This is a genomic window from Roseococcus sp. SYP-B2431 (assembly GCF_004336745.1).
Lineage (GTDB): Bacteria > Pseudomonadota > Alphaproteobacteria > Acetobacterales > Acetobacteraceae > Roseococcus.
Genome location: NZ_SJXD01000028.1, coordinates 279539 through 304673, shown reverse-complemented (window position 1 = coordinate 304673; position 25135 = coordinate 279539). Strand labels below are relative to the sequence as shown.

Below are 25135 nucleotides of genomic sequence, written 5' to 3'. Positions count from 1 at the left end.
CCCCTCGCCGGGGACAACGTGTCACGAGGGCGGCGGTTCGCGCAGCCGCCGCGCCGCCTCTGCCAGCTCCTCCGGCGTGTTCACGTTGAAGAAGGGATCGCCCTCCCATTCCACGGTCGCGACGCCGTGCCTCGCGGCCCAGGCGCCGACCCGCCGCTCGCCGTCCAGGATCGCCGCGCGCAGCTCCCCGGCCAGCCGCCGCGGCCAGAGCCCCACCGGCGGATGAACCCGTCCCGCCGAGGCCGCGCAGGCGAGCGCTGCGCCTGAGGCGTGGAGGCGCTCCACGAGGTCCGGCGGGAGAAAGGGGGCGTCGCCCGTGACCGTCGCCACCCAGGGCAGCGGAGAGGATTCCAGCGCGGCCAGGATGCCGGCCAGAGGCCCGGGATGGCCGGGGAGCGTGTCCGGCCAGACCGGCAGGCCGAAACCCGCGAAGCGCGCCGGGTCGCCATTGGCATTGATCGCCAGCTCCGCGCATTGCGGCGCCAGCCGCTCGATCACCCGTGCCAGCATCGGCCGGCCGCCGAGTTCGCGCAGCGGCTTGTCGCCGCCGCCCATGCGCCGCGACAGCCCCCCGGCGAGGATGACGCCGCAGGTATCGGCGCGGCTCATCCGCGGAGGGCGAAGGGCCGCAGGAAGAAGACCGTCCCGAAGCCGAGCGCGCCGTTCAGCAGCGCCATGCGGGCCAGGAGCTGGGAGCCGGGGCTGGTGACCGGCGGGCGGCCCATCAGCGCCGGGATGACGAGCAGCTCCACGGCGGTGATCACCACCGCGCCGAAGACGAAGCCGAAGGGCAGGTCGGGGAAGGAGGTCGCGCGCAGCAGCGCGCCGATCACGATTCCCCAAAGCCCGCCCTGGATCAGCAGGAAGGCCAGCCAGGGCATGCCGAAGGGGCCGGTGCGCGCGAAGCTGTAGGCGCGGGGAAAGGCCCCGAAGAGCTCGGCCGCGCCCGGAATCCTCCCCGCATGGTGGTGCATGATGTGCAGCGTGCCCTGGTGGAAGGCGGCCATGCCGAGCACTCCGGCGACGAAGCCGTAGAGCAGGATCTTGCGCGGCAGCGAATGCGCCATGGACGTCCCCCATCTTGCCGATTCGGCATCTTCGGCCCAGGCTGCGCGCGGCGTCCATAGGACAATCACGGGGGGCCGCGAGCCCGCCGCCCCATAGGGAGATTACGCGTGAACGGTGCGGAAAGCCTGGTGCACAGCCTGCTGAAGAGCGGCGTCGATGTCTGTTTCGCCAATCCCGGCACCAGTGAGATGCACTTCGTCGCGGCGCTCGACCGCGTGCCCGGGATGCGCTGCGTGCTCGGCCTGCAGGAGAATGTGGTGACGGGAGCCGCCGACGGCTACTGGCGCACCGCGGGCAAGCCGGCCGTCACGCTGCTGCATTGCGGCCCGGGCCTCGCCAACGGCCTCGCCGGCCTGCACGACGCGCGCCGCGCGCATTCGGGCATCGTGAACTGCGTGGGCGACCAGGCGACCTATCACCGCCCGCTCGATGCGCCGCTGACCGCCGATACCGAGGGCTTCGCGCGCGGCGTCTCCGCCTGGACGCGGACCAGCGCCAAGGCCAGCGAGATCGGCGCCGACGTGGCCGTCGCCGTCCAGGCGGCGAAGACCTCGCCCGGCCAGGTGGCGACGCTGATCTGCCCCTCCGACACCTGCTGGGACGATGGGGGCGTGGTCGCCGAGGCGCTGCCCGTGCCCGCCACGCCGCAGGCCGAGGCGCATGCCATCCGCAATGCCGCGAAGGTGCTGCGCGAGAAGAAGAACGTGCTGATCCTGCTCGGCGGCCCGACGGCGCTGACCGAGGCGGCGCAGCTCCAGGCCCAGCGCGTGATCGCCCATACTGGCGCGCATATCCTGGCCGAGACCTCCAACGCCAAGATCGCGCGCGGCCAGGGCCGTATGCAGCTCGACCGCGTGCCCTATCCGCCGGATGCCGCGATCGCGCGGCTGAAGGACTACGAGCAGATCATCCTGGTCGGCTCCAAGGCGCCGGTCGGCTTCTTCGGCTATCCGAACTACCCGTCGCTCCATTATCCGCCGAAGGCCGAGATCACCGTGCTGACGCGCCAGGAGCAGGACGCGGTCACGGCGCTGACGGCGCTGGCCGAGGAGCTGGGCGCGCCGAAGGTCGCGATGCCGGACAACGGCCCGAAGCCGGAGCTGCCGCGCGGCGCGCCCTCGCCCGAGGGGCTGGCCCGCGTGATCGCGGCGCTGATGCCGGAGGATTCGATCATCGTCGACGAGTCCGTGACCTATGGCCGTGGCCTTTCGCCCCTGACGCATTGCGCGCCGAAGCACGACTGGTTGCAGAACCGCGGCGGCGCCATCGGCTACGGCTTCCCCGTGGCGGTGGGCGCGGCGATCGGCGGCGGCGGGCGCCGCGTGATCGCGCTGCAGGCCGACGGCTCGGGCATGTACACGGTGCAGGCGCTCTGGACCCAGGCGCGAGAGAAGCTGCCGATCACCACGATCGTGCTCTCCAACCGCAAGTACCAGATCCTGATCGGCGAGTACCAGAACGTCGGCGCCAATCCGGGCCCGACGGCGATGCAGATGCTCGACCTGGGCAATCCGGATATCGACTGGGTGAAGCTGGCGAACGGCATGGGCGTGGGCGCCGCGACGGCCTCGACGCTGGAGGAGCTGGCGGACCTGGTGTCGCAGAGCCTTTCGCAGGATGCGCCCTTCCTGATCGAGTTCCTGATCTGAAGATTTCGCGCCACGAGCGCGATCCCCGGAGGCCATCTTGGCCGGGGCGGTGAATCGCCCTTCCAGGGGTGCCTGGGTCGCGATCCTGATAGGGATGGTCGCCGTCACGGCGGCCATCCTGCTCTGGATGGGCCGCGTGCCCATCTGCACCTGCGGCACGGTGAAGCTGTGGCACGGGGTGGTCGTCAGCTCCGAGAATTCGCAGCACATCACCGACTGGTACACGCCGTCGCACATCATCCACGGCATCCTGTTCTATGGCGCGCTGCACCTCGTCGCGCGGCGGCTGGGGCTGCTGCCGCGGCTGGCGATCGCCACCATCGTCGAGGCCGCCTGGGAGATCGCGGAGAACACCAACGCGGTCATCAACCGCTACCGCGAGGCGACGATCGCCCTCGACTACTTCGGCGACAGCGTCCTCAATTCCGTCAGCGACATCCTGGCCATGTGGCTGGGCTTCTGGCTCGCGGCGCGGCTGCCCGTCTGGGCCTCGGTGGCGCTCGTGCTCGTCTTCGAGATCGGCGTGGCCTGGATGATCCGCGACAACCTCACGCTCAATGTGCTGATGCTGCTCTGGCCGCTGGATGCGGTGAAGGCCTGGCAGGCGGGCGGCTGACCGCCACCCTCGGCCGCGGCCTTCCCGCGGCACCCGGCATCTGGACAGTGGCCGCGCCCCGGCGCATGTCTCCTGCGTCACCTGGGTGAGCGCCTACCGCCCGGTCCGCCATGCCCGCCCGCCGAAAGGCGGCGGCCAGGCGGGATCGGGAACGGGCGCTGAGAGGCGGGACGTCATCCCGCGAGCCCTGGAACCTGATCCGGTTCGGACCGGCGAAGGGATTGGTGCGCATCCCCGATGCATTCCGTCCCGTGCCTCCGCGCCGCATGGAGGAAATGGATGGACCGTCGTTCCCTGCTGATGGCGCCGGCGCTGCTGGCCGCGCCCGCCTATGCCCAGAGCGCCCGCGCCCGCACGCTGCGCTTCATGCCGCAGGCCGGGCTCGCCGTGCTCGACCCGATCTTCAATCCGACGACCATCGTCACCACCCACGCCTATTGCGTCTTCGACACGCTCTACGGCGCCGATCGCGCGCTGCGCCCGCATCCGCAGATGGCGGCGGGCCACGAGGTCTCCGCCGACGCGCTCACCTGGCGCATCACCCTGCGCGAGGGCCTGCGCTTCCATGACGGCGAGCCCGTCCGCGCGCGCGACTGCGTGGCGAGCATCCGCCGCTGGGCCGTCCGCGACGGCTTCGGCCAGGTGCTGATGCAGGCCACCGCCGAGCTCGCCGCGCCGGACGACCGGACGATCCTCTTCCGTCTGCACCGCCCTTTCCCGGCGCTGCTCGATGCGCTGGCCAAGCCCGGCTCCTCGCCCTGCTTCATGATGCCCGAGCGGCTGGCCGCGCAGCCCGCCGACCGCCCCATCGCCGAGGCCGTGGGCAGCGGCCCCTGGAAGTTCCTGCCCGGCGAATTCGTCCAGGGCGCCCGCGCCGCCTATCTCCGCAACGAGCACTACGTCCCCCGCGAGGAGCCGGCCGAGGCGGCCGCCGGGGGCAAGCGCGTGCATTTCGACCGGCTGGAGATCATCTGGATTCCCGACGGCGGCACCGCCGCGGCCGCGCTGCGCACCGGCGAGATCGACTGGATCGAATACCCGCTGCCCGACCTCGTTCCCGTCCTCGAGCGCGACCGCAACACGAAGACGCAGATCTACGATCCAAACGGCTTCCTCGGCTTCCTGCGTTTCAACCACCTGCACCCGCCCTTCAACGACGTCCGCCTCCGCCGCGCGATCCGCGACGTGATCGTGCAGCCGGACTTCATGCAGGCGGTGGCCCTGCCGCAGGACTGGCAGGAATGCCACGCCATGTTCCCCTGCGGCCTGCCGAATGTCGTGGAATCCGCCCCGGCCGCGCGCGGCGAGGCCGCGATGGAGCGCGCACGCGCCGCCCTGCGCGAGGCGGGCTACAGGGGCGAGCCCATCATCCACATCAATCCGAGCGACTTTCCCGCCGTCACCCAGCAGGGCCGCCTCACGGTGGATCTGATGCGGCGGCTCGGCGTGAACATGGAGGCGGTGGAGAGCGACTGGGCCACCATCATCGCCCGCCGCGCCAACCGCGCGCCGCCGGCCCAGGGCGGGTGGCATCTGCACAACACCAACGGCCCGGCGGCGACCATCGCCAACCCCGCGGTGAGCTGGACCATCCGCATGAACGGCGCCGCCGCCTGGCCGGGCTGGCCGGAGGATGCCGGGGTCGAGGAACAGGTCTCGGCCTGGGTGCAGGCGCCGGACGTGGCGGCGCAGGACCTGGCCATGAAACGGCTGCAGGATCTGCTCTGGGACGCGGTGCCGATCGCGCCGACGGGGCTGTTCCGGCTGCGCACCGCCTTCCGTGCGGACCTGACGGGCGTGCTGCAAGCGCCCAATCCGATGCTGTGGAACCTGCGGCGCAGTTCTTGAGAGGGGCTCCGGCCTCTCAAATGTTGTCTCCGCTTCGCGGCCAACCCCCGGCAGGGAACCCGTTCCCTGCACCCTCGTCACAAGGGCCTCAGCCCTTGTGCATCAGGCTCTTCACCTCTTCCAGCGCCTCGCCGAAGCGGCGGTTCAGCACGCCCACGGCCTCGCCGTTGGATTTCTGGATGAGCTCGGCGATCTCCTGCATATTCGCCACCGCGCGCTCATAGGCCGCCTTCATCAGCTCGGCCTGCCTCGTCGCCTTGTCCTGCGGCGAGCCTTCCGCCGTGGCGAGGCTCTGCACCGCCTGGCTCATCTCGCCCATGACCTGCTGGACGATTTCCATGTTGCGCCGGGCCACCGCCTGCGCGCCTTCCATGGCGAGCTTGTTCGCCGCCGTCAGCGCGTCCAGGTTTCGCTTCTGCGCCTCCGCGAGCGCCTGGAAGTCGGGCATGCTCGGCATCTTCATCGCGCCGAACATCCTCATCATCTCGTCCGAGTTGAAACCGCTGCCCATGGTGCTCTCCTGACTTGACCGGGTCTCGGAAGATCTCTCCCTCGCCCTTGCCGTTCTGCTTCAGTTTCGCTGCGAACGCGTGAATTGACACTCACCTCCGCTACCTTCGGCCGCAGGATCGACAGCGTCAAACAGGATCGGCCGCCGCCCCGCTTTCGTCGAGCGTTTCGATGGGCGATGTATGGCCGGCCGACGCCGCGGCAGGTTCCCTTGGCGCGAAGCCGAACATGCGCGCGATCCGGTCCGCCCGGTCCAGCGCCCGGTCCAGCGCGGCCATGGTGGCCGAGAGGTCGGCGCTCTCGTCCTTCTCCCAGGCCCGCAGCCCGGCCAGCCAGACGGTTCCCAGCCCCTTCGCCCGCAGCAGTCCCGACGGCCCCGTCGCGTCGAGCCCCGCCGCCTCCAGCATCCAGGCCATGGAGGGGAGCATCTGGGTCGAGAGCTGGAGCGCCAGCAGCGGCGCCGTCGGCAGATCGTGCATCAGCCGGACCACGCCGGCCCGGTCCGGCTGCAGCGCGTCGAGCCGGCGCATCAGCACGTCGAAGAGCCGGTCGCGCGCGCTGGCCGAGGGATCGTCCACCGTGCCCTCCAGCACGGCGGCGTCCACCGTGCGCCCATGCGCCGCGAGGATGGCCTGCGGGCCGTCGAAGCTTCGCCGCAATTCGGCGAGCGGAATGCCCGCTTCGGCGGCAATGCCGCGCATCGTGACGCCGTGCCAGCCGCGGTCCGCGAGGACGCGCCAGAAGGCGGAGATGATCGCATCGGAGGAGGTCGCGCCGGTCATGCCCTCAAGATCGGGTGGCGGGCCGGCCGGCGCAAGCGCTAAGGCTGGGTGGCGCAGTGCGCGCCGTGGCCATGATACCCTCCGCCGCATGTTCGACGCCCATCTGCGCCGCTGGAATCTCGTGCCGGACGGCCCCCCCATCCTGACCCGGGCCGCGCGCCTCCTGCCGGTGCAACAGGCGGGCGAGCCGGCCATGCTCAAGCTGTCCGTCGAGGCGGACGAGCGGGCCGGCGGCGTCCTGATGGCCTGGTGGGACGGCGACGGCGCCGCCCGCGTGCTGGCGCAGGACGACGAGGCCCTGCTGCTGGAGCGCGCCATGGGGCCGGGCTCCCTGGCCGAAATGGCGCGCGCCGGCCAGGACGACGAGGCGTGCCGCATCCTCTGCGCCGCCGCGGCACGCCTGCATGCACCCCGTGCCAGGCCGTGGCCCGAGCTGATTCCCCTCGCGCACTGGTTCCGCGAGCTCGAGCCGGCCGCGGGCGCGCGGGGCGGCATCCTGACGCGCTGCGAAGCCACGGCCCGGGATCTGCTGGCGAATCCGCGCGAGGTGGGCGTGCTGCATGGCGACCTGCATCACGACAACGTGCTCGACTTCGGCGCGCGGGGCTGGCTGGCGATCGATCCCAAGCGCCTGCTGGGCGAGCGTGGCTTCGACTACGCCAATATCTTCACCAATCCCGACCTCGCCGATCCGACGCGGCCGGTCGCGACCCTGCCCGGGCGATTCGCGCGGCGGCTGGAGGTGGTGGGGCAGGCCGCTGGGCTGGAGCGCCGGCGCCTGCTGCTCTGGATCCTGGCCTGGGCCGGGCTTTCGGCCGCCTGGTATCTCGGCGACGGCGACCCGGCGGCCATCGATCTGGAGATCGCCGCCGTCGCCGCCGCCGAGCTGGATCGGTCCTAATCCGCCACGATATTCCCCGCCCGGACCACCTCGCGCCAGCGATCCAGCTCGCCGCGGATCAGCGCGGTGTATTGTTCCGGCCCCATGTTCCCGGGCACCACGCCGATGGCGGCGAAGCGCTCGACGACGCCCGGATCCGCCAGGGCCGCGCCGATCTCGGTGTTCCAGCGCGCGACGATCTCGGCCGGAACCCCGGCCGGCGCCGAGAAGCCGAACCAGTTGGTCGCCGCCACGCCGGGGAAGCCCGCCTCGGCGAAGGTCGGCACCTCGGCCAGGGAGGCGGGGCGGGTGGCCTCGCTCGTCGCGAGCGGGCGCAGGCGGCCGCCGCGCAGATGGGGCAGCGCGATGGGCAGGCTCTCCATGATGGCCGGAATCTGCCCGCTGATCGTGTCGGTCAGCGCCGCCGCCGAGCCGCGATAGGGCACGTGGACCAGGTCGACGCCGGCTTCGCGGGCCAGCACCTGGCCGATCAGGTGGTTTAGCGTGCCGTTGCCGCCCGAGCCGTAGGTGACTTGGCCCGGCCGCGCCTTCACCTGCGCGATGAATTCCGCGACCGTCCGCGCCGGAAAGTCCAGGTTCACCGCCAGCACGCTCGGGAAGGTGCCGACCAGGCGAATATGGGTGAAGTCGCGCAGCGCGTCATACGGTGTGTTGCGGTACAGGACCGGCCCGATCCCGTGCGAGGCCGCGCTCGACATCATCACGAGGTGCCGGTCGCCCGGCGCCTTGGCCAGGAGGTCGGCGCCCAGCGCCCCGCCGGCGCCCGGCCGGTTCTCGGCGACGACGGGCTGCCCGAATTTGTTGCCGATATGCGCCGCCACGATGCGCGAGAGCGTGTCGGCGGCGCCCCCGGGCGGGAAGTTGATGATCCAGCGGATCGGCCGGTCCGGCCAGGCAGGCTGGGCCGATGCCGTGGGGGCGAGCGCGGGCGCGGCCAGGAGGGAGGCCGCGCCGGTCAGCAGGGCGCGTCGCGAGGGAAGCAGGATCATCGAAGCCTCTTGTGTGCGGGTTTCCATCATGCCCCGAATCGAGCAAACCTCGTGCCATCAAATCCGGAGTCGTCCTCATATGGAATTCGACCTGCTGCTGCGCCGCGCGCGCCTCGCCGATGCCGCGCCCGACGGGCTGGTGGATATCGGCGTGAAAGGCGGCGTGATCGCCGCCATCGCGCCGGAGCTGGGGCAGGATGCCGGGGAAGTGCTCGACGTTGCCGGCGGCTTCGTCTCCCCCGGCTTCGTCGAGACGCATATCCACCTGGACAAGAGCTGCATCATCGACCGCTGCGGCTGCGCGCCCGGCCGCAACCCGCACCGCGCCATGGAGCGGGTCGCCGCGGTGAAGAGCACCTTCACCGTCGAGGACGTGAACGCCCGCGCCCGCGGCACGCTGGAGCGCGCGATCAGCCACGGCACGACCATCATGCGCACGCATTGCGAGGTCGATCCCGGCGTCGGCCTGCGCGGCTTCCACGGCGTGAGGGCCTTGGTGGATGCCTATAAATGGGCCATCGACCTCCAGATCTGCGTGATGCCGCAGGAGGGCCTGCTCGACAGCCCCGGCACCGAGGCTCTGATGGTCGAGGCGCTCAGGACGGGTGCCACCGTGATCGGCGCCGCGCCCAACTACGACCGCGACCGCCACGGCCAGATCCGCCGGATCTTCGAGCTCGCGCAGGAGTTCGATGTCGATATCGACATGCATCTGGACAGCGGCACCGATCCGAACGACCTCGACGCGCTGCTGGTCTGCGAGCTGACCGAGCAGATCGGCTGGCAGGGCCGCGTCGCCTTCGGCCACGGCACCAAGATCGCCAGTGCCACGCCCGAGCACCAGGACCGCATTGGCAGGCGGATGGCCGAGGCCGGCGTGTCGCTGGCCGTGCTGCCCGCGACCGACCTCTTCCTGATGGGCCGCGACCAGGACCACGACATCCGCCGCGGCGTGGTGGACGCGCACCGGCTGATGGCGCAGGGCGCGCTCTGCAACATCTCCACCAACAACGTGCAGAACCCCTTCACGCCCTTCGGCGATGCGCAGCTCATCCGCATGGCGAACCTCTACTGCAACGTGATCCAGCGCGGCGACGCGCAGGAGCTGCGCCAGGCCTGGGACATGTTCACCACGAATTCCGCGAAGGTGCTCCGCCGGAAGGACTACGGCATCGCCGTCGGCAACCCGGCCGACCTCGTGGTGGTGGATGCGCCGACGCCGGTGGATGCGATCCGCTCCATCTCGCCGGTGCTGGCCGGCTTCAAGCGCGGCCGCCGGAGCTTCACGCGGCAGCGCGCGGAGCTGCATCCCCCGGGCTGAGGCGGGAGGCCGCTCAGGCGATGCCGCCGGGCCGGAAGATGTCCAGGCTCCGCCCGGGCGCGGTCGTGACCGCGAGCCGCCCGGTCTCCGGCGGTGCCGGCAGCGGGAAATCCGCGAGGCCCGCCTCCAGCCGGTCCGCCGCCGCCGCCACGCCGGCCGCGACGCCCTCGGCGGAATAGTAGCTCCCCCGCACGTGCAGGTGGTGCGCGATGCCGCGCAGGAAGGCGTCGGTCAGCGCCGCGTCGGGCGCGCGCGCCTCCCGCCAGAAGCTGTCCAGCCCCTCCTCATGCGTTACCCCGGGCACCCGGTACAGCGCCTCGCCCAGGGCCAGGACCGGCTTGCCGAGCTGCAGCGCGCGGATGCCCGCGGTGCTGTTCACCGTCACCAGGCCCGCCGCCCGGAGCAGGAGCGGGTCGAGCGGGATCGCATCCACCAGATGCACGCGTCCGCCGACGCCCGCCTGCTCCGCCATGCGCGCGAGCCGCGCCGTCCAGTGCTTGATGCCCGGGTCCAGCGGATGCACCTTCACGGCGAGCTGCGCCCCGGCCGGCGCATGGGCGGCGAAGCTGCGCACGGTCTCGCGCAGCGGCGTGTCCATGTCCGGATAGGGCGAGTAGGCGCGGATCGAGTAGTCGTTCTCCATCTGCATCGCGAAGAGGAAGAAGGGCGCGTCCTCCGGCAGCCGGGCGACCAGCGCCTCCGCCCGCCGCCGCGTCCTTCCGCGCAGGACCAGCCGCCAGGCCGTCCCCAGATAGGCCGGGATGACCGCATGGAGCTGGAAGCCCTGGAAATGCGGGAAGGGCCAAGGCGTCAGGTTGGCCAGGTGGAACAGCACGTCCCATCGCGCCTGGGTCGGGAAATGGTCGGCGAAGAGGCGCGTCTCGTCCACCGGGGGCAGCCCCTCGGCGGCGGCGAGGATCGAGGCCGGGTCGCGCGGGAAATGCGAGAGGGCGTTGTGGCCGTCCCGCTCGAGGATGATCCAGTCCGGCCGGATATAGCCGTAATCCGTGGCGGCCACGGCGATGCCGCGGGCCTTCGCCGCCGCGATGGCGATGCGGTGGTAGGGCCGCTGCTCGCCCAGCAGCACGAGATCGGTGACGGCGCGCTCCTCGAAGACGCGCTCGACATGGGCGTGCCATTCGCCGAGACGGCCCTGGAAGTCCTCGGCCGGCACGCCCTCCGGAAGGAAGCGTCGCCATTTCCGCTCCGGCCAGAAATGGCCTTTCCAGAGGAGATGGTCGCCGAGGCATGTGTTGATGCGGTGCGCGGCATGCCCGCGGGCCCTCAGCGTCGCGGCAAGGGCGGGGAAGAGGGGGCTGATCGGCCCTTGCAGGAAGAGGAAGCTGCGGGCGCGCCTCACGGCGCGTCCCCGGCGCGGTTCCCGCCCGTCACGAGCGCCAGCCGCCGGCCGGGGCGCGCCAGGCCATGGTCACGTCCCCGCGGCCGAGCAGGCGCACCCCGGCCCGCCGCCGCTCCGCAGCTTCCGGCCAGCCGCGATAGGGAAGCGCCCGGGGCGGCGCGGGGGCCTCCTCGCCGGCCTCGATGCGGTCCAGCACCGCGTCGAGCAGCGGCAGCGCCGCCAAGTGCAGCGCCCGCGCCGCCGCCAGGGCCGAGGCGCCGGGCGGCAGCGACACCTCCCGCTGCGCCCAGATGCCGCCTGCATCGATCCGCGGCGCCAGCGCATGGACGGAAACCCCCGTGGCCCCTTCGGCCAGGCCAAAGAACGCCGGGATCGGTCCTCGGTGGCGCGGCAGCAGCGAGGGATGCACGTTGATCCCGCCCCGCGCCGGCGCGGCCAGCACGGCGGCGCCGAGAATCCGGTCGAGGTGGAAGCTCACCAGCAACTCCGCCCCGGTCTCGCGCAGCGCGGCCTGCATCCCGGCTTCGTCCGCCAGCCGCAGCGTCCGGATGCCGCGCTCCGCGCAAAGCCCCGACAGCCGGCGCGGCCGGCGGAAGGCCGCGCCGATCGGCGGCAGGAGATGGTTCGCCGCGAGATAGGGCAGAATCCCCGGTCCGGAGCCTCGCAGCGCCCGCCAGGTGGCCCGGTGCGCGGAGAGCGGCGGCGAGTGGCCCACCAGGACGAGCCTCTCCGCCTGCCGTTCCGCGAACCGCAGCACGGCCTCGGCGCTTCCCGCGCTCTCCAACGTGAACAGGGCAATCCGCAAACGCCTATGCCGCCTCGCGCGCCACCCGGGACAGGGCCTGGACCGTCTCGTCGATCTCGGCGTCACTGTGCTCGGCACTGAGGAAGAAGCGCAAGCGCGCCTGCCCTTCGGGCACCACCGGGAAGACGATGGGCTGCACGTTGATGCGCAGCTCCAGCAGCCGCTCGGCGGCACGCGCGGCCGTCACGCTCTCGCCGAGGATGACCGGGACGATGGCCTGGCCCACGGAGCCCCCCGTGTCGAAGCCCGCCGCCCGGGCCTGGTCGCGGAACCGCCGCGCGACCGCGTGCAGCCGCGTCACCCGCCAGGGCTCCGCCTGCATGATCGCCAGCGCGCATTCGGCGGCGGCCGCCAGGGCCGGCGCCATGCCGACGGAATAGACGAAGCCCGGCGCCGTGTGCCGCAGCAGGTCCACCAGCGCATGGCTGCCCGCGACATAGCCGCCGCACGACGAGAGCGTCTTGGAGAGCGTCCCCATCCAGATGTCGACGAGGCCCGGATCGACCCCCTGCGCCTCGAAGAGGCCGCGCCCCGTGGGCCCCAGCACGCCCAGCGAATGCGCCTCGTCCACCATGAGCCAGGCCTCGTGCCTCCGCGCGATCTCGCTGAAGCGCGCGAGCTCGGGCACGGTGCCGTCCATCGAGTAGTGGCCCTCGATCAGCACCAGGGCGCGGCCGTGCCGATGACGCTCGGCGGCCAGGATGGAGGCCGCCGCCTCCCAGTCGTTGTTCGGGAAGGCCAGCCGCCGCGCGCGGGAAAGCCGCACGCCCTCGGTGGCGCTGTTGTGCACCAGCGCGTCATGCACCACGAGATCCTCGGGGCCGAGCAGATGGCCGATGACGGAGACGTTGGTCGCATGGCCCGAGACCATGACGATCGCCTCCTCGGCCGCGTAGTTCGCGGCGAGCGCGGCCTCCAGCGATCCGTGCACCGGCCGCTCGCCCGAGACGAGGCGCGAGGCGGAGGCCGAGACGCCATGCCGCGCGATGGCCTGCCGCGCCGCCTCCGCCACCCGCGGATCGCCGTTGAGGCCGAGGTAGTTGTACGAGGAGAAGTTCACGTATTCGGCATTGCCGATGACCGTGCGCGCGCCGGCGATGCCCTCATGCGGGCGTAGGAAGGGATTGGACAGCCCCATTTGCCGGCCCAGCGTGCGCGTCGCCGCCACTTCGCGCGCTGCGGGCAGGGTCGAGAAGTCGCGCGCCGAGATGGGCGCCGCCTGGGCCGCGGCCGGTGCGGCGCGGCCGGAGAGGCGGCGCAGCAGCGCCGCGCGATCGGCCTCGGAGAGCCCCCTTCCGCTCACTCCGCCGCCTCGCGGGCCGCCGGGACCTGGGCAAGGATGGCCCGGGCCAGCGCGCTCACCGTCAGCTCCTCGGTGACGGCCCGGAGCGGGATCGAGACCGAGAAGCGCCGCTCCAGCCCCGTCCGCAGCTCGATGCTGCCCAGGCTGTCGAGCCCGAGGCGCGTCAGCGGCGTATCGGCCGGCACGGCGCCGGGCGGCAGGCGCAGGATGCGCGCGACCTCGCGCGCCACCAGGCGGCGGGCGATCTCCAGCCCGCCATCCGGCCCGGCCTCGGCGATGGCGCGCAGCGGATCCTGCTCGCCGGAATCGGCGGCGAAGGCGCCGGTGAGCGGGGCGAAGGCGGGCTCGGCCAGAAGGCGCAGGCTGCGACGCGCCGCCTCCCAATCCACCCGGGCGAGGCCGATGACCGGCAGGCCGCTGGCCAGCAGCGCCGGCAGCGCCCCCAGCGCCTCGGAGGCGCGCAGCGCCGTGGCGCCCAGGCGCTGCGAGAGGGCGGCGGCGTTGGGCGCGTCGCCCGCCAGAACCCCGGCATCGGCGATCGGGCCCCACTGCACGGCCAGCGCGGGCCAGCCGGCGGCGTGGCGGCGCCGCGCCAGCGCATCGAGGGCGGCATTGGCGGCGACATAGGCCGCCTGGCCCGGGCTGCCGATCGGCACCGTCGCGGAGGAGAAGAGCAGGAAGAGGCGCAGCGCGTCGTCCCGCGTCAGCCGGTCGAGGTTCTCCGCGACGATGGCCTTCGCGGCCCAGACCGTGGCCACCGAGGCCGGGTCCAGCCGGGCCGCGACGCCGTCGGCGAAGACGGCGGCGGCGTGGACCACGCCCTCGATGGGGGGCATGCCGGCGCGGATACCGTCCAGGGCGGCGGCCAGCGCCTCGGGATCGGCGGCATCGGCGGCGAATATCCGCGCCTCGGCCCCGAGCGTCCGCAACCGCGTCAGCGCCGCCGCCGCCCCTGGCGTGGCGGGGCCGCGCCGCGAGACGAGGGCGAGATGCCGGATGCCCTGGCCCGCCAGCCAGCAGGCCGCCTCCAGCCCGAAGCCCGCCGTGCCGCCGACCACGACCACGCTGCCCTTGGGGCGCCAGTCCTGGGCCGCGTCCCCGGCCAGCTCGGCCGGCGGCGTGATGACGAGCTTGCCGATATGCCCGCCCGCCTGGAGCTGCCGGAAGGCCTCCTCCGCCTGGCCGGATTCATGGACGCGGATCGGCAGCGGGCGGATCGCGCCGTCCTCCAGCCGCGTCGCCAGCGAGGCGAGCATGCGCGAGGCCAGCGCCGGCCGGTGCCGCGCCACCTCGTCGAGATCCACGGCGAACCAGGCGACGTTGCGCCGCATGGGCCGCAGGGTGACGCGTCGCGCCTCCGCGAAGTCGCGCTTGCCGAGCTCCAGGAATCGGCCGAAGGGCGCCATCAGCCCCAGGCTGCGCTCCATCGCCTCGCCGGAGAGCGAGTTGAGGCAGATGTCGACGCAGCCCTCGCCCGGCGGCGCGGGCCAGACGGCGCGCAGCCGCTCGGCGAAGCTGCCGTCGCGGCTGTCGAGCGCGACCTCGGCGCCGGCGGCCCGCAGGAAGGCGCGGCGCGCCTCGGTGCCGGCGGTGACGGCGACGCGCGCGCCGGCCGCCAGCGCGATCTGCAGCGCCGCGAGGCCGACGGCGCCCGCGCCGCCATGGATCAGCACGCGCTCGCCGGGCTGGATGCGGGCCAGCCCCTCCAGCGCGTGGATGACGGTGAGGAAGGCGACCGGCAGGCTGGCCGCCTCTTCCATGGAAAGGCCGCGCGGCAGCGGCGCCAGCGCGGCGGCCTGGGTGACGGCGCGCGTCGCGAGCGCGCGCGGCGCGAAGCCGAAGACCTGCTGGCCCGGCCGCAGCGCGACGCCCGCGCCCACCGCCTCGACCACGCCTGCCGCCTCCATACCGAGGCCCGGCCCCGCGAAGCCGGGCTGCAGCGCCTCCTCCGGCAGCAGGCCCTGGGCCCACATCACATCGCGGAAGTTGAGGCCGGCGGCGGCGATGCGCAGCCTCACCTCGCCCGGTCCAGGTGGCGCGCACAAATCCGGCGCCGCTTCCCAGGCGAGGCTGCCCAGCTGGCCCGGCGCAGCGACCTCCAGCCGGCGCGGACCCGCGGGCGGCGGGCTGGGCGGCAGGGCCGCGGCCAGGCGCGGCACGAGCCGGGCCGAGGCGGTGAGGCGCTGCTCGGCCTCGGCATCGGGCGGGTCGAGCAGCGCGGCCACGAGGCGGCTCGCCGCCTCGGCCGCCGGAAGATCGGGCGCCACGTCGTGCCGCTGGGGCTTCAGCCCCGGCATCTCGTTGGCCAGCACGCGGGCCAGCGCCATCTGGCCGGCCGCGGCCAGCCCGCTCCCGCCGCCGCGCACGACCAGATGGAACTGCGCGGCCACGCCGTCCGCCAGGGCGGCAAGCTGCGCGAGCGGGGCGAGGCTGTCCGCCTCGGGCGCCGGCAGGGCGATGACGGCGGCGCCGCGCAGCAGGCGGGGCGCCGGATCGGCGGGCAGATGGGCGACATGCGCGCCGGCGGCGGCCAGCGCCTCGGCCAGCGCCTCGCACAGGGGCCGCTGCGTGCCGCCCGACCAGAGGAGGAAGCGCCGCGCCGGCGCCGCGTGCAGGAGCTGGCCGCCCGCGGGCCTGGCGGCGGCGATCAGCGCGGCGTCCCAGGGCAGCGCCGGCAAGGCGATCTGGCGCGGGTGCGGCCAGCCGCCGGCGGTCATCACCCCCGTCCAGCCGGCGGCGTCGTGCAGCCGTGGCGACGACCACCAGCCGGGCGCGAGGCCCTCGGTCATGTCCCAGAAGAGGCCCGGCATGGGCTCGGCCAGCAACAGGGCGCCGCCAGGGGCGGTGGCGCCGCGCAGCGCCTCGGCCAGGCGGTGGGTGAAGGCGCGGCGCGGCGAGAGCGCGAGGCCGAGCACGAGCTCGGCCTCGGCCGGCGGCGCGCCTTCGGCCGCCGGATCCCAGACGGCCCGCTCGATGCCGGCCTCGCCCGCCTGCGGCAGCGCGGGCGGGCGGGCGCCGGGCAGGTGGGTGACGGTGAGGCGCAGCGCGGCGCCCAGCGGCGCGAGGGCCTGGCGCAGCGCAGGCAGCAGCGGCCCGTCCTCGGCGCCGACCACCAGCACGCGGCAGGGGCGCCCCTCCGGCCAGCCCCGCAGCAGGTCGGCGGCCCCATCGGCCAGGGCGGCGGCCAGGCGGCGGAGGCTCTCGGCGCCGGCGGGAAGCGTTGCCGGCCCGCTCGGCCGGCCCGCCAGGGCGCCGGGCAGGGCTTCCGCCGCCTGGGCGAGCACCGCCAGCTCCTGCGCCAGGATGGGCTGCTCGAAGAGCACCTGCCGCCAGATCGCTTCCGGCTCCGGAAGCGCGCCGGAATCCAGCGAGAGCGCCCGGGCGCGGAACCGCAGGGCCTCGGCGAGCGGGCCCTCGGCGGTCTCCGCCCCGGCCGCGAGGCCGGCCGCCACGCCATGCGCGGCCAGCAGCAGCGCCGCGTCGTCCAGCGCCGGCTGCGGCTGCCGGGGCGGTCGCAGGGCGCCGAGGTCCAGGGCCGGCGGCGGCTCGGGCCAGGCGGCGGGCAGCGCCGCGGGGTGCCATTCGGTGTGGAAGGCGGGCAGCTCGCTGGCCTGGGCGGCGCGCGGCAGGCGCTGGAACAGCGCGCCGGTCACCACGGCCAGCGCCATTCCGGTCGCGTCGCGCAGCACGAGGCCGGCGGTCGCGCCGCGCCGCCCGGCATGCTCCAGCACGAGGTCGGCCGAGACCGGCAGGGCCGCGCCGCGCCGCACCGCGACGCGGCCGAAGCGCACCGGCACGAAGCCCGACGCGTCGTTCCCGCCCTCCGGGCCGCCGATCAATCCGAGGAAGCCCTGCATGGCGCCGTCCAGCCGCACCGGATGCAGGTGGAATCCGGCATCCGTCGGCGCCGCCTCGGGCAGCTCGAGGCGCACCTCGGCGCGGCCGGCGGCCGCCTCGGCGCGCCAGGCGGCGACGGGCCGGAAGGCGGGGCCGTAGGACAGCCCCTCCTGCGCGGCACGCGCGGCAAGCGCCGCGGCGTCACGCCACTCGCCCCGGACCTCGCGGGCGATCGCCTCGGGCAGGACCGTGAGCACCGTCACGCGACCCGCGGCGTGCAGGGTCCAGCCCTCCTCGGAGAGCCGGCGCCGCGCCGCCAGGGTGAAGCCCCCCTCCGCATCCAGCCGCACGCGCATCTCGCGCGCCACGTCGTCGCCCAGGGGCAGGGCGCGCAGGATGGCGAAGTCCGCGATCTCCAGCGCCGCGGCGCCGCGATGCCGCAGGAAGCCCGCCTCCAGCGCCATTTCCAGCATGGCGGCGGCCGGCAGCATGGGGTGGCCGCCCAGGGCGTGGTCGGCGAGCCAGGGCTCCTCCAGCGTGTCGATCGAGCGGCGCCACTCCTCGCCGGATTCGCTGCCGACGTGGCGGAAGCCGATCAGCCGCCCGTCGGGCACGGCCTCCAGCGCGCCCTGGCTCTCGACGGTGCGGGCGAACCAGTGCGGGCGGAGGGCGAAGGGCGAGGGAGGCAGGTCGCGCGTTGCCGGGCCCACGAAGCCGGGCGCGCCGCGCGGGTCCGCGCCATGCGCCGCGGCCTGGTCGGCGATGGCGGGGAAGGGGTCGGCCGCCTCGGCGGTGCCCCGCCGCAGGCTAGGCAGGATGGCGGCTTCCAGGCCGGCGGCGCGCAGGGTGCCGCGCAGATAGCCCTGCAGCACCGGATTGGCGCCGATCTCGAGGAAGACGGCCGGCCGCAGCGCCGCCGCCGCCCGCACCGCCGTCTCGAAGCGCACCGGCTCGCGCAGGTTGCGCCACCAATAGGCGGCGTTGCAGGCCGCGCGCGCCAGGGCCTCGCCGGTCACGCTGGAGACCATCGGCACCCGGCCGTCGCCGGCGCGCAGGCCGCGCAGCCCCTGCACCAGGGCCTCGCGCACGGGATCCATGGCGGCGGAGTGGAAGGCGTAATCGAGGTCGAGCGGGATCCAGGTGAGCCGGCGCGCCTCGGCCGCCTCGCCCAGCCGCGCGAGCGCGGCCTCGGGCCCGGCGACGGTGAGGGATCCCGGGGCATTGAGCGCGGCGATCTCCAGCGGCGGCTCGCCGGGGCGGCAGCAGGCCGCGATCAGCGCCTGGGCCTCGGCGGCGGTGGTGCCCAGCGCCGCCATCCGCCCATGCCCGCGCGTGGTGGCCTGCGCCCGGCTGCGGATGACGATGAGCCGCGCGGCCTGGGCGAGGCTCAGCAGCCCGGCGGCCTGGGCCGCGGCGACCTCGCCGACGGAATGGCCGAGGCAGAGCGCGGGGACGATGCCCTCCGCCGCCAGCGCGGCCACGATGCCGTATTGGATGGCGAAGAGCAGCGGCTGCGCGACCTCCGTGGCGGCCAGCGCCTCGGCGGGCATCGCCTCGCGCAGCGCCTCGGCGACGGACCAGCCCAGATGCGGGCGGAGCGCGGCGTCGGCACGGCCGATCGCCTTGCGAAAGACCTTGCTGCCGTGCATCTCGGCGGCCGCCATGCCGGCCCATTGCGCGCCGTTGCCCGAGAAGACGAAGGCGACACCCTGCCCGGGGCTCGCCACGCCCGACGTGACTCCTTTGGGGGTTTCGCCCCGCCGATGCGCGGCCAGCAGCCCGGCCCATTCGTCGCCGTCGCCGTCGCCCGCGCCGCGCAGCACGAGCCGATGGGCCAGCAGGTCGCGATGGCGGGCCTGGCCGCGGATCATCGTCAGCACCCGCGGCGCGGGGAGGCCGCGCAGCCGTTCCTGCCAGGCTTCGGCGAGCGCGCCGAGCTGCCCGGCGCCATGGGCGGAGAGCAGCAGCGGCGGCGGCGCGCCGCGCGGACCGGACCGGACGGGTTGCGGTGCCGGGTTCTCGCGCAGGTCCCCCGCGCGCCCCAGCGCGACATCTTCCGCGCGCCCTAGCGCGACGCAGGCATTCGTCCCGCCGAAGCCGAAGCTGTTCACCGCGACGGCCCGGCCTTGAAGGGGCATCGGCGTGCTGGCCAGGATCAGGCCATGCCGGTCGAAAGGGATCGCCGGATTGGGGATATCGGCGTGCAGCGTGGCGGGGATGCGCCCGCTCTCCAGCACATGCAGGCCCTTCAGCAGCCCGACCAGGCCGGAGGCCGCCTCGGTGTGGCCGATGTTGCTCTTCACCGAGCCGATGGGCAGCGGCGCTGCGCGCCCCGTCGTGGCGGCCCGGGCGATGGCGGCGGCCTCGATCGGATCGCCCGCCGGGGTGCCCGTGCCATGCGCCTCGAAATAGCCGAGCGCCTCCGGCCCCAGCCCCGCGCGCGCCAGCACCTCGGCGATCAGGGCCGATTGCGCCTCGCCATCGGGCAGCGAGATGCCGGCGGTGCGGCCGGCCGCGTTCACGCCGCTGGCCAGGATGACGCCGCGGATCCGGTCGCCGTCCCGCCGCGCATCTGTGAGCGGCTTCAGCAGCAGCACCACGCCGCCCTCGGCCCGCACGTAGCCGTCCGCGCCCGCGCCGAAGGCCTGGCAGCGGCCGCGCTTCGACAGCATCCCCGCCCGCCAGAAGCCGATGAAGGGATAGGGCGAGAGCATCAGGTTGATGCCGCCCACCACCGCGGCGGTGGCGTGCCCGGCGCGCAAAGCCTCGCAGGCGGCGTTCAGGGCGACGAGGCCGGAGGAGCAGGCCGTGTCCAGCGTCATGGCCGGGCCGCGCAGGTCGAAGACGTGGCCGAGCCGGTTGGCGGCGATGGAGAGCGCCCCGCCCGTCATGATGTAGCGGTCGGAACTGCCGACGTCCTGCTGGCGGATATCGGCGTAGTCGGTGGTCGAGGCGCCCACATAGACGCCGATCCTCCGGCCGGCGGCCTCGGCCTCGGGCCAGCCGGCATCCTCGAAGGCGCGGCGGGCCAGCATCAGCAGCAGGCGCTGCTGCGGGTCCATCTCGTCCGCCTCGCGGGGCGAGAGGCCGAAGCCGGTCGCGTCGAAGCCCGCCACCTCCCCGATGGTGCCGGCGCGGAAGTGGAGCGCGCGGCCGACCTCGCCGGGGCGGGGGTGCAGGAACCGCGATTGGGTGAAGCGGTCGGCCGGGAGCTCGGTGACGGCGTCGTGGCCCTCGTCGAGCACGCGGCCGAAACCGGCCAGATCCGGCGCGCCCGGCAGGCGGCAGGCGGCGCCGACGACCGCGATCGGCGCCGAAGCCTCGGTCTGCCGATCTCCCGCCATTCGCGCGTCCCTGCTCATCCCGCTCCTTCCGCCAGACCTGTCCAGGCTGTCATTGGATGTGCTGCGATGCAATATGATGCGTCATCGATTTACCGCATGGCAACGACCACGCGAGCGGCCGCGAATTGTCGCATTGGTCAAGTTTACCGACAATCAGCAACGCTTCTCGCCGGTATTGGTCGCGATGGCTTTGCGTCAGGCGTGCCGGAACAGCGATGCGGCGGGGCTGCCGGCCGCGGGCAGATGCTGCAGGAACTGCTCGACGGCGGAGAAGTGGCGGCCCCAGCTCGGCGCCGTCCATTGCCCGAGGCGGGCCAGCTGCGCCGCGCGGCGGGCGCTGCGCGGCTCGGCGAGTTCCAGGACGGCGCGGCGCCAGGCGAGGAAGTCCAGCGGATGGAGATAGTCCGCCACGTCGCCTCCCACCTCCCGCGCCGCCGGGATGTCGGAGGCGATGACCGGCGTGCCGAGAGCCATGGCCTCGGCCAGCGGCAGGCCGAAGCCTTCCACGAAGCTCGGGCAGAGCAGGGCCGTCGCGCCCTGGAGAAGACGCGCGACCTCCTGGTCCGGCAGGCGGCCGCATTCCTCGACGAGGCCCCCGAAATTCCCCCGGTCCAGCAGGCGGAAGACCTGTTCGTTCTCCCAGCCGCGGCGGCCGATGATGAGCAGCCGCGGCGCGTCGGCCATCCCCTGGATGGCGAAGTCCCGCCAGATCTGCAGCGCGAGGAGGTGGTTCTTGCGGGGCTCAATGGTGCCGAGCATCACGAAATAGGGATGCGGCGGGGACGGGCCCCGGCGCGGGGCCGGCAGGTCCAGGCCCAGGCCCATCACTCCCATCGGCGGCAGCGGCTGCTGCCCGCGGATCAGGTGCCCCCGCACGCTCTCGGCCACCGCATCGGTGGTCACCATCACGCCGGCCGCGCGGCGGGCGACCATGTCGAGCTTGGCCAGGTGCTGGCGGGTCGCGAGCGGCCGCGTGTATTCCGGATGGGTCAGGGGGATCAGGTCGTGCAGCAGGGGCACGAAGCGCGCGCCCATGGCGATCAGCCCGCCGGTGGCGCGCTCGTGATGCAGGGCCCGGTGCGAGACGATGAGGAACAGGCTGTCGCCGCGCGCAGCGATCCGCCGCGCGAGCTCTCCGCGCCCCAGGCCCCAGAGCTTGAACGAGAGCGCCGCGGCCGCCATGGCGCGGAAGCGCGTGAGCATGCCCTCCTTGCCGGGGAAGACGGCGCGGTCGGCCTCCTGCAGCAGCGCATGGGCCAGGCTGTCCGGCAGCGCGGCGAACCAGCCCCAGGGCGATTGCGCGACGAAGGTGACGTCCTTCGCGGGCAGGCCGCGCCAGTGGCGGGCATGGGCGAACTCGACGCGGTCGATGCCGCTGGGCTGGCCGGCCCAGGCCAGCCCGAGCAGGCGGGAGATGTCGAGCACGATATGCACGCCGTCATGCTCCTGCAGCTCGAGGCCGGGTTGCGGGCGCCGTGGAGACGGACACGCCCAGGGTTTTCATCGCACCCGGCGCGAGGAAACGCAGCCGGACGCCTTTTCGGCGGCCCCTCCGGGTCGCTCGGCCGCCGCTGGCTTTCGTCCCAGTCGGCGGCGATCATCCGGCCCGGAGGGCCGGCAGGCAAGACGGAAGACCGGATCGCGGGCTCCATTGACACCCGCTGCCGTTAATCCAGGGTTAAAGGCGCACCGAGGCGAGAAAAAGGCGAGCGCATGAGCATCTGGCGTCAACCCACCACGCCCGAGGCGATCCAGGCCCGCAGGGGCGAGAGCGTGAACACGCTGCTCGACATCGTGATCACCGAGATCGGCCCGGACTTCGTCAAGGGCGAGATGCCGGTGGATGGCCGGCATGTGCAGCCCTTCGGCATCATCCATGGCGGCGTCTCGGTCGTGCTGGCCGAGACGCTGGGCAGCCTGGCCTCGCTGATGGCCTGCGATCCCGGCTTCCACGCCGTGGGGCTGGAGGTGAATGCCAACCACCTCCGCCCCCTGCCCAAGGGGGGCCGCGCCTATGGGCTCTGCACCCCGGTGCGGATCGGCCGCAGCGTGCATGTCTGGAACATCGAGCTGCGCCGCGACGACGGCGAGCTCACCTGCGTCTCCCGCCTGACGACCGCGATCCTCGAAAGGAAGGCCTCCGCATGACGACCCGTCCGGGGACCGGCCGCCCGAAGATCGCCGTCATCGGGACCGGCGGCACCATCAGCTCCATGGGGCGCGGGCCCTTCGACATCGCCGACTACGCGACGCTCGGAAAGGTCATGACCTCGGCGCAGCTCCTCGAGTTCTGGCCGCAGGTGCAGGAGGTCGCGGAGGCCTTCGCGGTGCCGTACAAGGCCGTGCCCTCCACGGCGCTCGGCCCGGCGGAATGGCTGGAGCTGGTGCGGCTCTGCGACGAGACCGCGGCCAGGCATCCGGACCTCGACGGCATCGTGATCACCCACGGTACGGCGACGCTGGAGGAGACCGCCTATTTCCTCTCGCTGACCCTGAAGGTCGAGGTTCCGGTCGTGGTGGTCGGCGCCCAGCGGCCCTCCACGGGCCTCTCCTCCGATGCCGGCATGAACCTCGCCAATGCCTGCCGCGTGGCCGGCGATCCGCGCGCCCGGGGGCTCGGCGCGCTGGTGCTGCTGAACGACGAGATCCATGCCGCCCGCGAGGTCACCAAGACCAGCACCAGCCGGATGCAGACCTTCCGGACCCCGGATTTCGGCCTGCTCGGCCATGCCGATGCCGACGCGATCGCCTGGTATCGCAGGCCGCTCCGAAAGCTCGGGCGCGACACGGAATTCGATGTCCGCAAGCTCGAACGCCTGCCGCGCGTGGACATCGTCTCCTGCTATGCAGGGGCAGACGGGGCGGCGGTGCAGGCCTTCGTCGCGGCCGGCGCGCAGGGGCTGGTCTCCGCGGGCTTCGCGCCGAGCTTCGTCACCCCGGCGCTGGGCGAGGCGATGATCGCCGCGATGAAGGCCGGCACGCCCATCGCCGCCAGCACGCGGGCCGGCTCGGGCCGCATGTTCTACACGACGCGGATGCGCGAGGCCGGCTTCGTGAACGCCGACAACCTCAATCCCCAGAAGGCGCGGATCCTGCTCATGCTCGGGCTGACGGCGACGAAGGAGCTATCGGAGCTCAACCGGATCTTCTCCGAATACTGACTTCGGGCTGGCCATGTCGTCGAGGCGGCGCCTCGGGCTAGGGCTGCGCCGTGCCGCCTGACGCGGGGCCAGCCTGGCCGGCGAGCTGAACGGAAAGGTCCGGGCCCGGTGCCCGGCCGATGGCCGGTTCCGGGACGGCCCATGGCAGGACCACGCCGATCTCCACGACCTCCCGCTCGTCCCCGGCGGGGCCGTTGAAGGCCCAGGGCAGGACCAGCGCCAGCATCATGGCCAGGGTCGCGGCCAGGAAGGGCAAGTCGGCGAGGCGTGGGCGTGACGTCATGCGGCGGCTCCGGATCCGGGTCCGGAGGCTGAAACGCCGCAGGCCGCGAGGGGTTTCAACCGCGGCCCGCGTGGAGACCCCTTGAACGAAGGCGCCCTCAGGATTCCGTGGGAGCCAGCCGTTCCGCCGCGGCGCGCCAGGCGTCGAGCATGGGCGCCGGCCGCCGGGTCCCGCGGTCCATGAACACGATCACGCTCTCCGCGGCCGCGAAGCGCAGCTCGCCGAGGAAGAGCTCCTGCCGGATGGTGATCGAGGTGTTGCCCACCCGCGAGATCGCGCTGCCGATCCGCACGCGCCCCGGGTAGTGGATCTCGGCCAGGTAGTCGATCGTCACGCGCCGCAGCGCGGTGGCCAGCGGGCGCGAGCGCGGCTCGCCCGCCACCGACGAGATGATCTCGCCGCGGCCCGCCTCGCAGAGGGCCGCGATCGAGGCGTTGTTCACATGCCCGTTGAGGTCCGTGTCCTGGATGCGGAGCTTCTCCTCCGTCCAGAAGGGGAACCCCGTCATGGCCTCATTGCGCGCTGAGGCCCCGGCTCGTGACGGTGATCCGGCTCGCGACGCAGATGTTCACCTGCCGGAGCTCCGAGGCGCGGCCGTTGCTCCATACGATCCGGAAATCGTAGTTGCCGGGATTGTTGGCCCGGTAGTTCACATAGCGTCCCGGATAGAGGACGGAGGCGCCCAGCTGGTCGGCGCCCCAGCTGCCGAGCGAGGAGTGGCTGAAATACAGCTGCTGCACGACGGCGCCCGATTCGTTCACCACGCGGAAGCTGGTGTCGCAGACTCGGGGCGCCGGGGCGACGACCACGGTCTGCCCATAGGGCTGCGGGGCCACGCAGGCGCCGAGCAGCGTCGCGCTGGCCAGGGCTGCGATGGCGGCGATTCTCTTCATGCGTGTCCCCGTTGATGCTCTCGAATGAAGCCAGGGTAATGAATCCCGACAGTGCCGCAAGCAACCAGAGCGTGAATCAGCGGGCTTCGATGCCGTAATTCGTGATGACGACCTGCGTGTTGGTGCAGATATTCGCGCGCCGGAGGTCGGAGGTGGACCGGTCCTGCCGGACGATGCGGAAATCATGCGCCCCGGGGCCGTCGGCCCGGAAATCACGCGACTGGCCGGGGCTGAGGATGTCGTTGCCGAGGCGGTCGCGACCGAAGGAGGAGAGCGCCGAGTCGGCGAAGAAGAGCTGGTGCACCTGGCGCGTGCTGCTGTTGGTCACGCGAAGCGTGCCGTCGCAGGCCGGGCGCGAGGTGGCGGCGCCGGCCGCCGGCCGGTCGTCCGGCGGCGCGGCGGAGCAGGCGGCCAGCGCGGCGGCGCCGGCCAGCATCAGGAACCACTTGGTCATTGGACTGCTCC

At 73.5% G+C, this 25135-nt stretch carries 21 protein-coding genes and 1 riboswitch; of the genes, 7 read left to right on the top strand and 14 right to left on the bottom strand.

Features of this window, described 5'->3' with window-relative positions; all coding sequences use genetic code 11:
* Positions 1 to 21: 21 nt before the first annotated feature.
* Together mobA and EJV46_RS19740 are read right to left on the bottom strand one after the other, a co-directional pair.
* On the bottom strand, positions 22 to 609 hold the full coding sequence (mobA, locus tag EJV46_RS19745; RefSeq protein WP_131550425.1) for a molybdenum cofactor guanylyltransferase MobA: 588 nt from the start codon (positions 607 to 609) through the stop codon (positions 22 to 24).
* The gene (locus EJV46_RS19740) at positions 606 to 1067 is read right to left on the bottom strand and encodes a hypothetical protein (RefSeq protein ID WP_131550424.1); all 462 of its coding nucleotides are present in this window, start codon (positions 1065 to 1067) and stop codon (positions 606 to 608) included. The genes mobA and EJV46_RS19740 overlap by 4 nt, the downstream gene beginning before the upstream one ends.
* 108 nt (positions 1068 to 1175) lie before the next feature.
* Between EJV46_RS19740 and EJV46_RS19735 the strand changes: the two genes are divergently transcribed.
* The 3 genes from EJV46_RS19735 to EJV46_RS19725 all read left to right on the top strand — a co-directional run bounded on the left by EJV46_RS19735 (position 1176) and on the right by EJV46_RS19725 (position 5181).
* The gene (locus EJV46_RS19735; protein ID WP_131550423.1) at positions 1176 to 2717 is read left to right on the top strand and encodes an acetolactate synthase large subunit; all 1542 of its coding nucleotides are present in this window, start codon (positions 1176 to 1178) and stop codon (positions 2715 to 2717) included.
* Between the two features lie 49 nt (positions 2718 to 2766).
* Positions 2767 to 3333, top strand: a complete 567-nt coding sequence (locus EJV46_RS19730) for a DUF2585 domain-containing protein (protein WP_255466124.1) — start codon at positions 2767 to 2769, stop codon at positions 3331 to 3333.
* 73 nt (positions 3334 to 3406) lie between these two features.
* Positions 3407 to 3572: riboswitch (TPP riboswitch) on the top strand.
* A 40-nt stretch (positions 3573 to 3612) separates the two neighbouring features.
* Positions 3613 to 5181 carry an ABC transporter substrate-binding protein gene (locus tag EJV46_RS19725; RefSeq protein ID WP_165585625.1) on the top strand — a complete coding sequence of 523 codons (1569 nt, stop codon included), beginning with the start codon at positions 3613 to 3615 and terminating at the stop codon, positions 5179 to 5181.
* Between the two features lie 88 nt (positions 5182 to 5269).
* On the opposite strand, the gene EJV46_RS19720 is transcribed toward EJV46_RS19725, so the two are convergent.
* A complete protein-coding gene (locus tag EJV46_RS19720) occupies positions 5270 to 5692 on the bottom strand; it encodes a phasin family protein (protein ID WP_131550420.1) in 423 nt (140 codons plus the stop codon).
* A gap of 127 nt (positions 5693 to 5819) precedes the next feature.
* Positions 5820 to 6473 (bottom strand): helix-turn-helix domain-containing protein, encoded by a 654-nt coding sequence (locus tag EJV46_RS19715; RefSeq protein ID WP_131550419.1) that lies wholly within the window; start codon positions 6471 to 6473, stop codon positions 5820 to 5822.
* An 88-nt stretch (positions 6474 to 6561) separates the two neighbouring features.
* On the opposite strand from EJV46_RS19715, the gene EJV46_RS19710 reads away from it, so the two are divergent.
* The gene (locus EJV46_RS19710; protein ID WP_131550418.1) at positions 6562 to 7374 is read left to right on the top strand and encodes an aminoglycoside phosphotransferase family protein; all 813 of its coding nucleotides are present in this window, start codon (positions 6562 to 6564) and stop codon (positions 7372 to 7374) included.
* Here the strand turns inward: EJV46_RS19710 and EJV46_RS19705 are convergent.
* Positions 7371 to 8363, bottom strand: coding sequence for a tripartite tricarboxylate transporter substrate binding protein (locus EJV46_RS19705; RefSeq protein WP_131550417.1), 993 nt, complete (start codon positions 8361 to 8363; stop codon positions 7371 to 7373). The two genes, EJV46_RS19710 and EJV46_RS19705, sit on opposite strands and share 4 nt — an antisense overlap.
* Positions 8364 to 8442: 79 nt before the next feature.
* Between EJV46_RS19705 and EJV46_RS19700 the strand changes: the two genes are divergently transcribed.
* Positions 8443 to 9684, top strand: a complete 1242-nt coding sequence (locus tag EJV46_RS19700) for an amidohydrolase family protein (RefSeq protein WP_131550416.1) — start codon at positions 8443 to 8445, stop codon at positions 9682 to 9684.
* 13 nt (positions 9685 to 9697) lie between these two features.
* Here EJV46_RS19700 and EJV46_RS19695 read toward each other — a convergent pair whose 3' ends face one another.
* The 5 genes from EJV46_RS19695 to EJV46_RS19675 form a co-directional block, all read right to left on the bottom strand.
* On the bottom strand, positions 9698 to 11044 hold the full coding sequence (locus tag EJV46_RS19695) for a capsular biosynthesis protein (protein WP_131550415.1): 1347 nt from the start codon (positions 11042 to 11044) through the stop codon (positions 9698 to 9700).
* Between the two features lie 28 nt (positions 11045 to 11072).
* Positions 11073 to 11801: a formyltransferase family protein gene (locus tag EJV46_RS19690; RefSeq protein ID WP_206020881.1), complete on the bottom strand. Its 729-nt coding sequence runs from the start codon at positions 11799 to 11801 to the stop codon at positions 11073 to 11075.
* Positions 11802 to 11853: 52 nt separating this feature from the next.
* Entirely contained in the window at positions 11854 to 13152 is a 1299-nt protein-coding gene (locus EJV46_RS19685) for an aminotransferase class I/II-fold pyridoxal phosphate-dependent enzyme (RefSeq protein WP_131550413.1), read from the bottom strand.
* A complete protein-coding gene (locus EJV46_RS19680) occupies positions 13149 to 20333 on the bottom strand; it encodes a type I polyketide synthase (RefSeq protein WP_165585624.1) in 7185 nt (2394 codons plus the stop codon). The genes EJV46_RS19685 and EJV46_RS19680 overlap by 4 nt, the downstream gene beginning before the upstream one ends.
* A 195-nt stretch (positions 20334 to 20528) precedes the next feature.
* Entirely contained in the window at positions 20529 to 21767 is a 1239-nt protein-coding gene (locus EJV46_RS19675) for a glycosyltransferase family 1 protein (protein WP_131550411.1), read from the bottom strand.
* Positions 21768 to 22046: 279 nt separating this feature from the next.
* Here EJV46_RS19675 and EJV46_RS19670 point away from each other — a divergent pair, with 279 nt between their 5' ends.
* Both EJV46_RS19670 and EJV46_RS19665 read left to right on the top strand, forming a co-directional pair.
* Positions 22047 to 22481 (top strand): PaaI family thioesterase, encoded by a 435-nt coding sequence (locus tag EJV46_RS19670; RefSeq protein ID WP_131550410.1) that lies wholly within the window; start codon positions 22047 to 22049, stop codon positions 22479 to 22481.
* Positions 22478 to 23494 carry an asparaginase gene (locus EJV46_RS19665; RefSeq protein ID WP_131550409.1) on the top strand — a complete coding sequence of 339 codons (1017 nt, stop codon included), beginning with the start codon at positions 22478 to 22480 and terminating at the stop codon, positions 23492 to 23494. Before EJV46_RS19670 ends, EJV46_RS19665 begins: the two co-directional genes overlap by 4 nt.
* 37 nt (positions 23495 to 23531) lie before the next feature.
* Here EJV46_RS19665 and EJV46_RS19660 read toward each other — a convergent pair whose 3' ends face one another.
* The 4 genes from EJV46_RS19660 to EJV46_RS19645 form a co-directional block, all read right to left on the bottom strand.
* Positions 23532 to 23777: a hypothetical protein gene (locus EJV46_RS19660; RefSeq protein ID WP_131550408.1), complete on the bottom strand. Its 246-nt coding sequence runs from the start codon at positions 23775 to 23777 to the stop codon at positions 23532 to 23534.
* Positions 23778 to 23874: 97 nt separating this feature from the next.
* Entirely contained in the window at positions 23875 to 24285 is a 411-nt protein-coding gene (locus EJV46_RS19655) for a thioesterase family protein (RefSeq protein WP_131550407.1), read from the bottom strand.
* Positions 24286 to 24289: 4 nt separating this feature from the next.
* The gene (locus EJV46_RS19650; RefSeq protein WP_131550406.1) at positions 24290 to 24670 is read right to left on the bottom strand and encodes a hypothetical protein; all 381 of its coding nucleotides are present in this window, start codon (positions 24668 to 24670) and stop codon (positions 24290 to 24292) included.
* 76 nt (positions 24671 to 24746) lie between these two features.
* Positions 24747 to 25124: a hypothetical protein gene (locus EJV46_RS19645; protein WP_131550405.1), complete on the bottom strand. Its 378-nt coding sequence runs from the start codon at positions 25122 to 25124 to the stop codon at positions 24747 to 24749.
* Between the last annotated feature and the right edge of the window lie 11 nt (positions 25125 to 25135).

Coding starts and splice junctions, on each gene's coding strand:
- mobA (WP_131550425.1), bottom strand. CDS start 609: ATGAGCCGCGCCGATACCTGCGGCGTCATCCTCGCCGGGGGGCTGTCG.
- EJV46_RS19740 (WP_131550424.1), bottom strand. CDS start 1,067: ATGGCGCATTCGCTGCCGCGCAAGATCCTGCTCTACGGCTTCGTCGCC.
- EJV46_RS19725 (WP_165585625.1), top strand. CDS start 3,613: ATGGACCGTCGTTCCCTGCTGATGGCGCCGGCGCTGCTGGCCGCGCCC.
- EJV46_RS19720 (WP_131550420.1), bottom strand. CDS start 5,692: ATGGGCAGCGGTTTCAACTCGGACGAGATGATGAGGATGTTCGGCGCG.
- EJV46_RS19715 (WP_131550419.1), bottom strand. CDS start 6,473: ATGACCGGCGCGACCTCCTCCGATGCGATCATCTCCGCCTTCTGGCGC.
- EJV46_RS19710 (WP_131550418.1), top strand. CDS start 6,562: ATGTTCGACGCCCATCTGCGCCGCTGGAATCTCGTGCCGGACGGCCCC.
- EJV46_RS19705 (WP_131550417.1), bottom strand. CDS start 8,363: ATGATCCTGCTTCCCTCGCGACGCGCCCTGCTGACCGGCGCGGCCTCC.
- EJV46_RS19700 (WP_131550416.1), top strand. CDS start 8,443: ATGGAATTCGACCTGCTGCTGCGCCGCGCGCGCCTCGCCGATGCCGCG.
- EJV46_RS19680 (WP_165585624.1), bottom strand. CDS start 20,333: ATGGCGGGAGATCGGCAGACCGAGGCTTCGGCGCCGATCGCGGTCGTC.
- EJV46_RS19670 (WP_131550410.1), top strand. CDS start 22,047: ATGAGCATCTGGCGTCAACCCACCACGCCCGAGGCGATCCAGGCCCGC.
- EJV46_RS19665 (WP_131550409.1), top strand. CDS start 22,478: ATGACGACCCGTCCGGGGACCGGCCGCCCGAAGATCGCCGTCATCGGG.
- EJV46_RS19660 (WP_131550408.1), bottom strand. CDS start 23,777: ATGACGTCACGCCCACGCCTCGCCGACTTGCCCTTCCTGGCCGCGACC.
- EJV46_RS19655 (WP_131550407.1), bottom strand. CDS start 24,285: ATGACGGGGTTCCCCTTCTGGACGGAGGAGAAGCTCCGCATCCAGGAC.
- EJV46_RS19650 (WP_131550406.1), bottom strand. CDS start 24,670: ATGAAGAGAATCGCCGCCATCGCAGCCCTGGCCAGCGCGACGCTGCTC.
- EJV46_RS19645 (WP_131550405.1), bottom strand. CDS start 25,124: ATGACCAAGTGGTTCCTGATGCTGGCCGGCGCCGCCGCGCTGGCCGCC.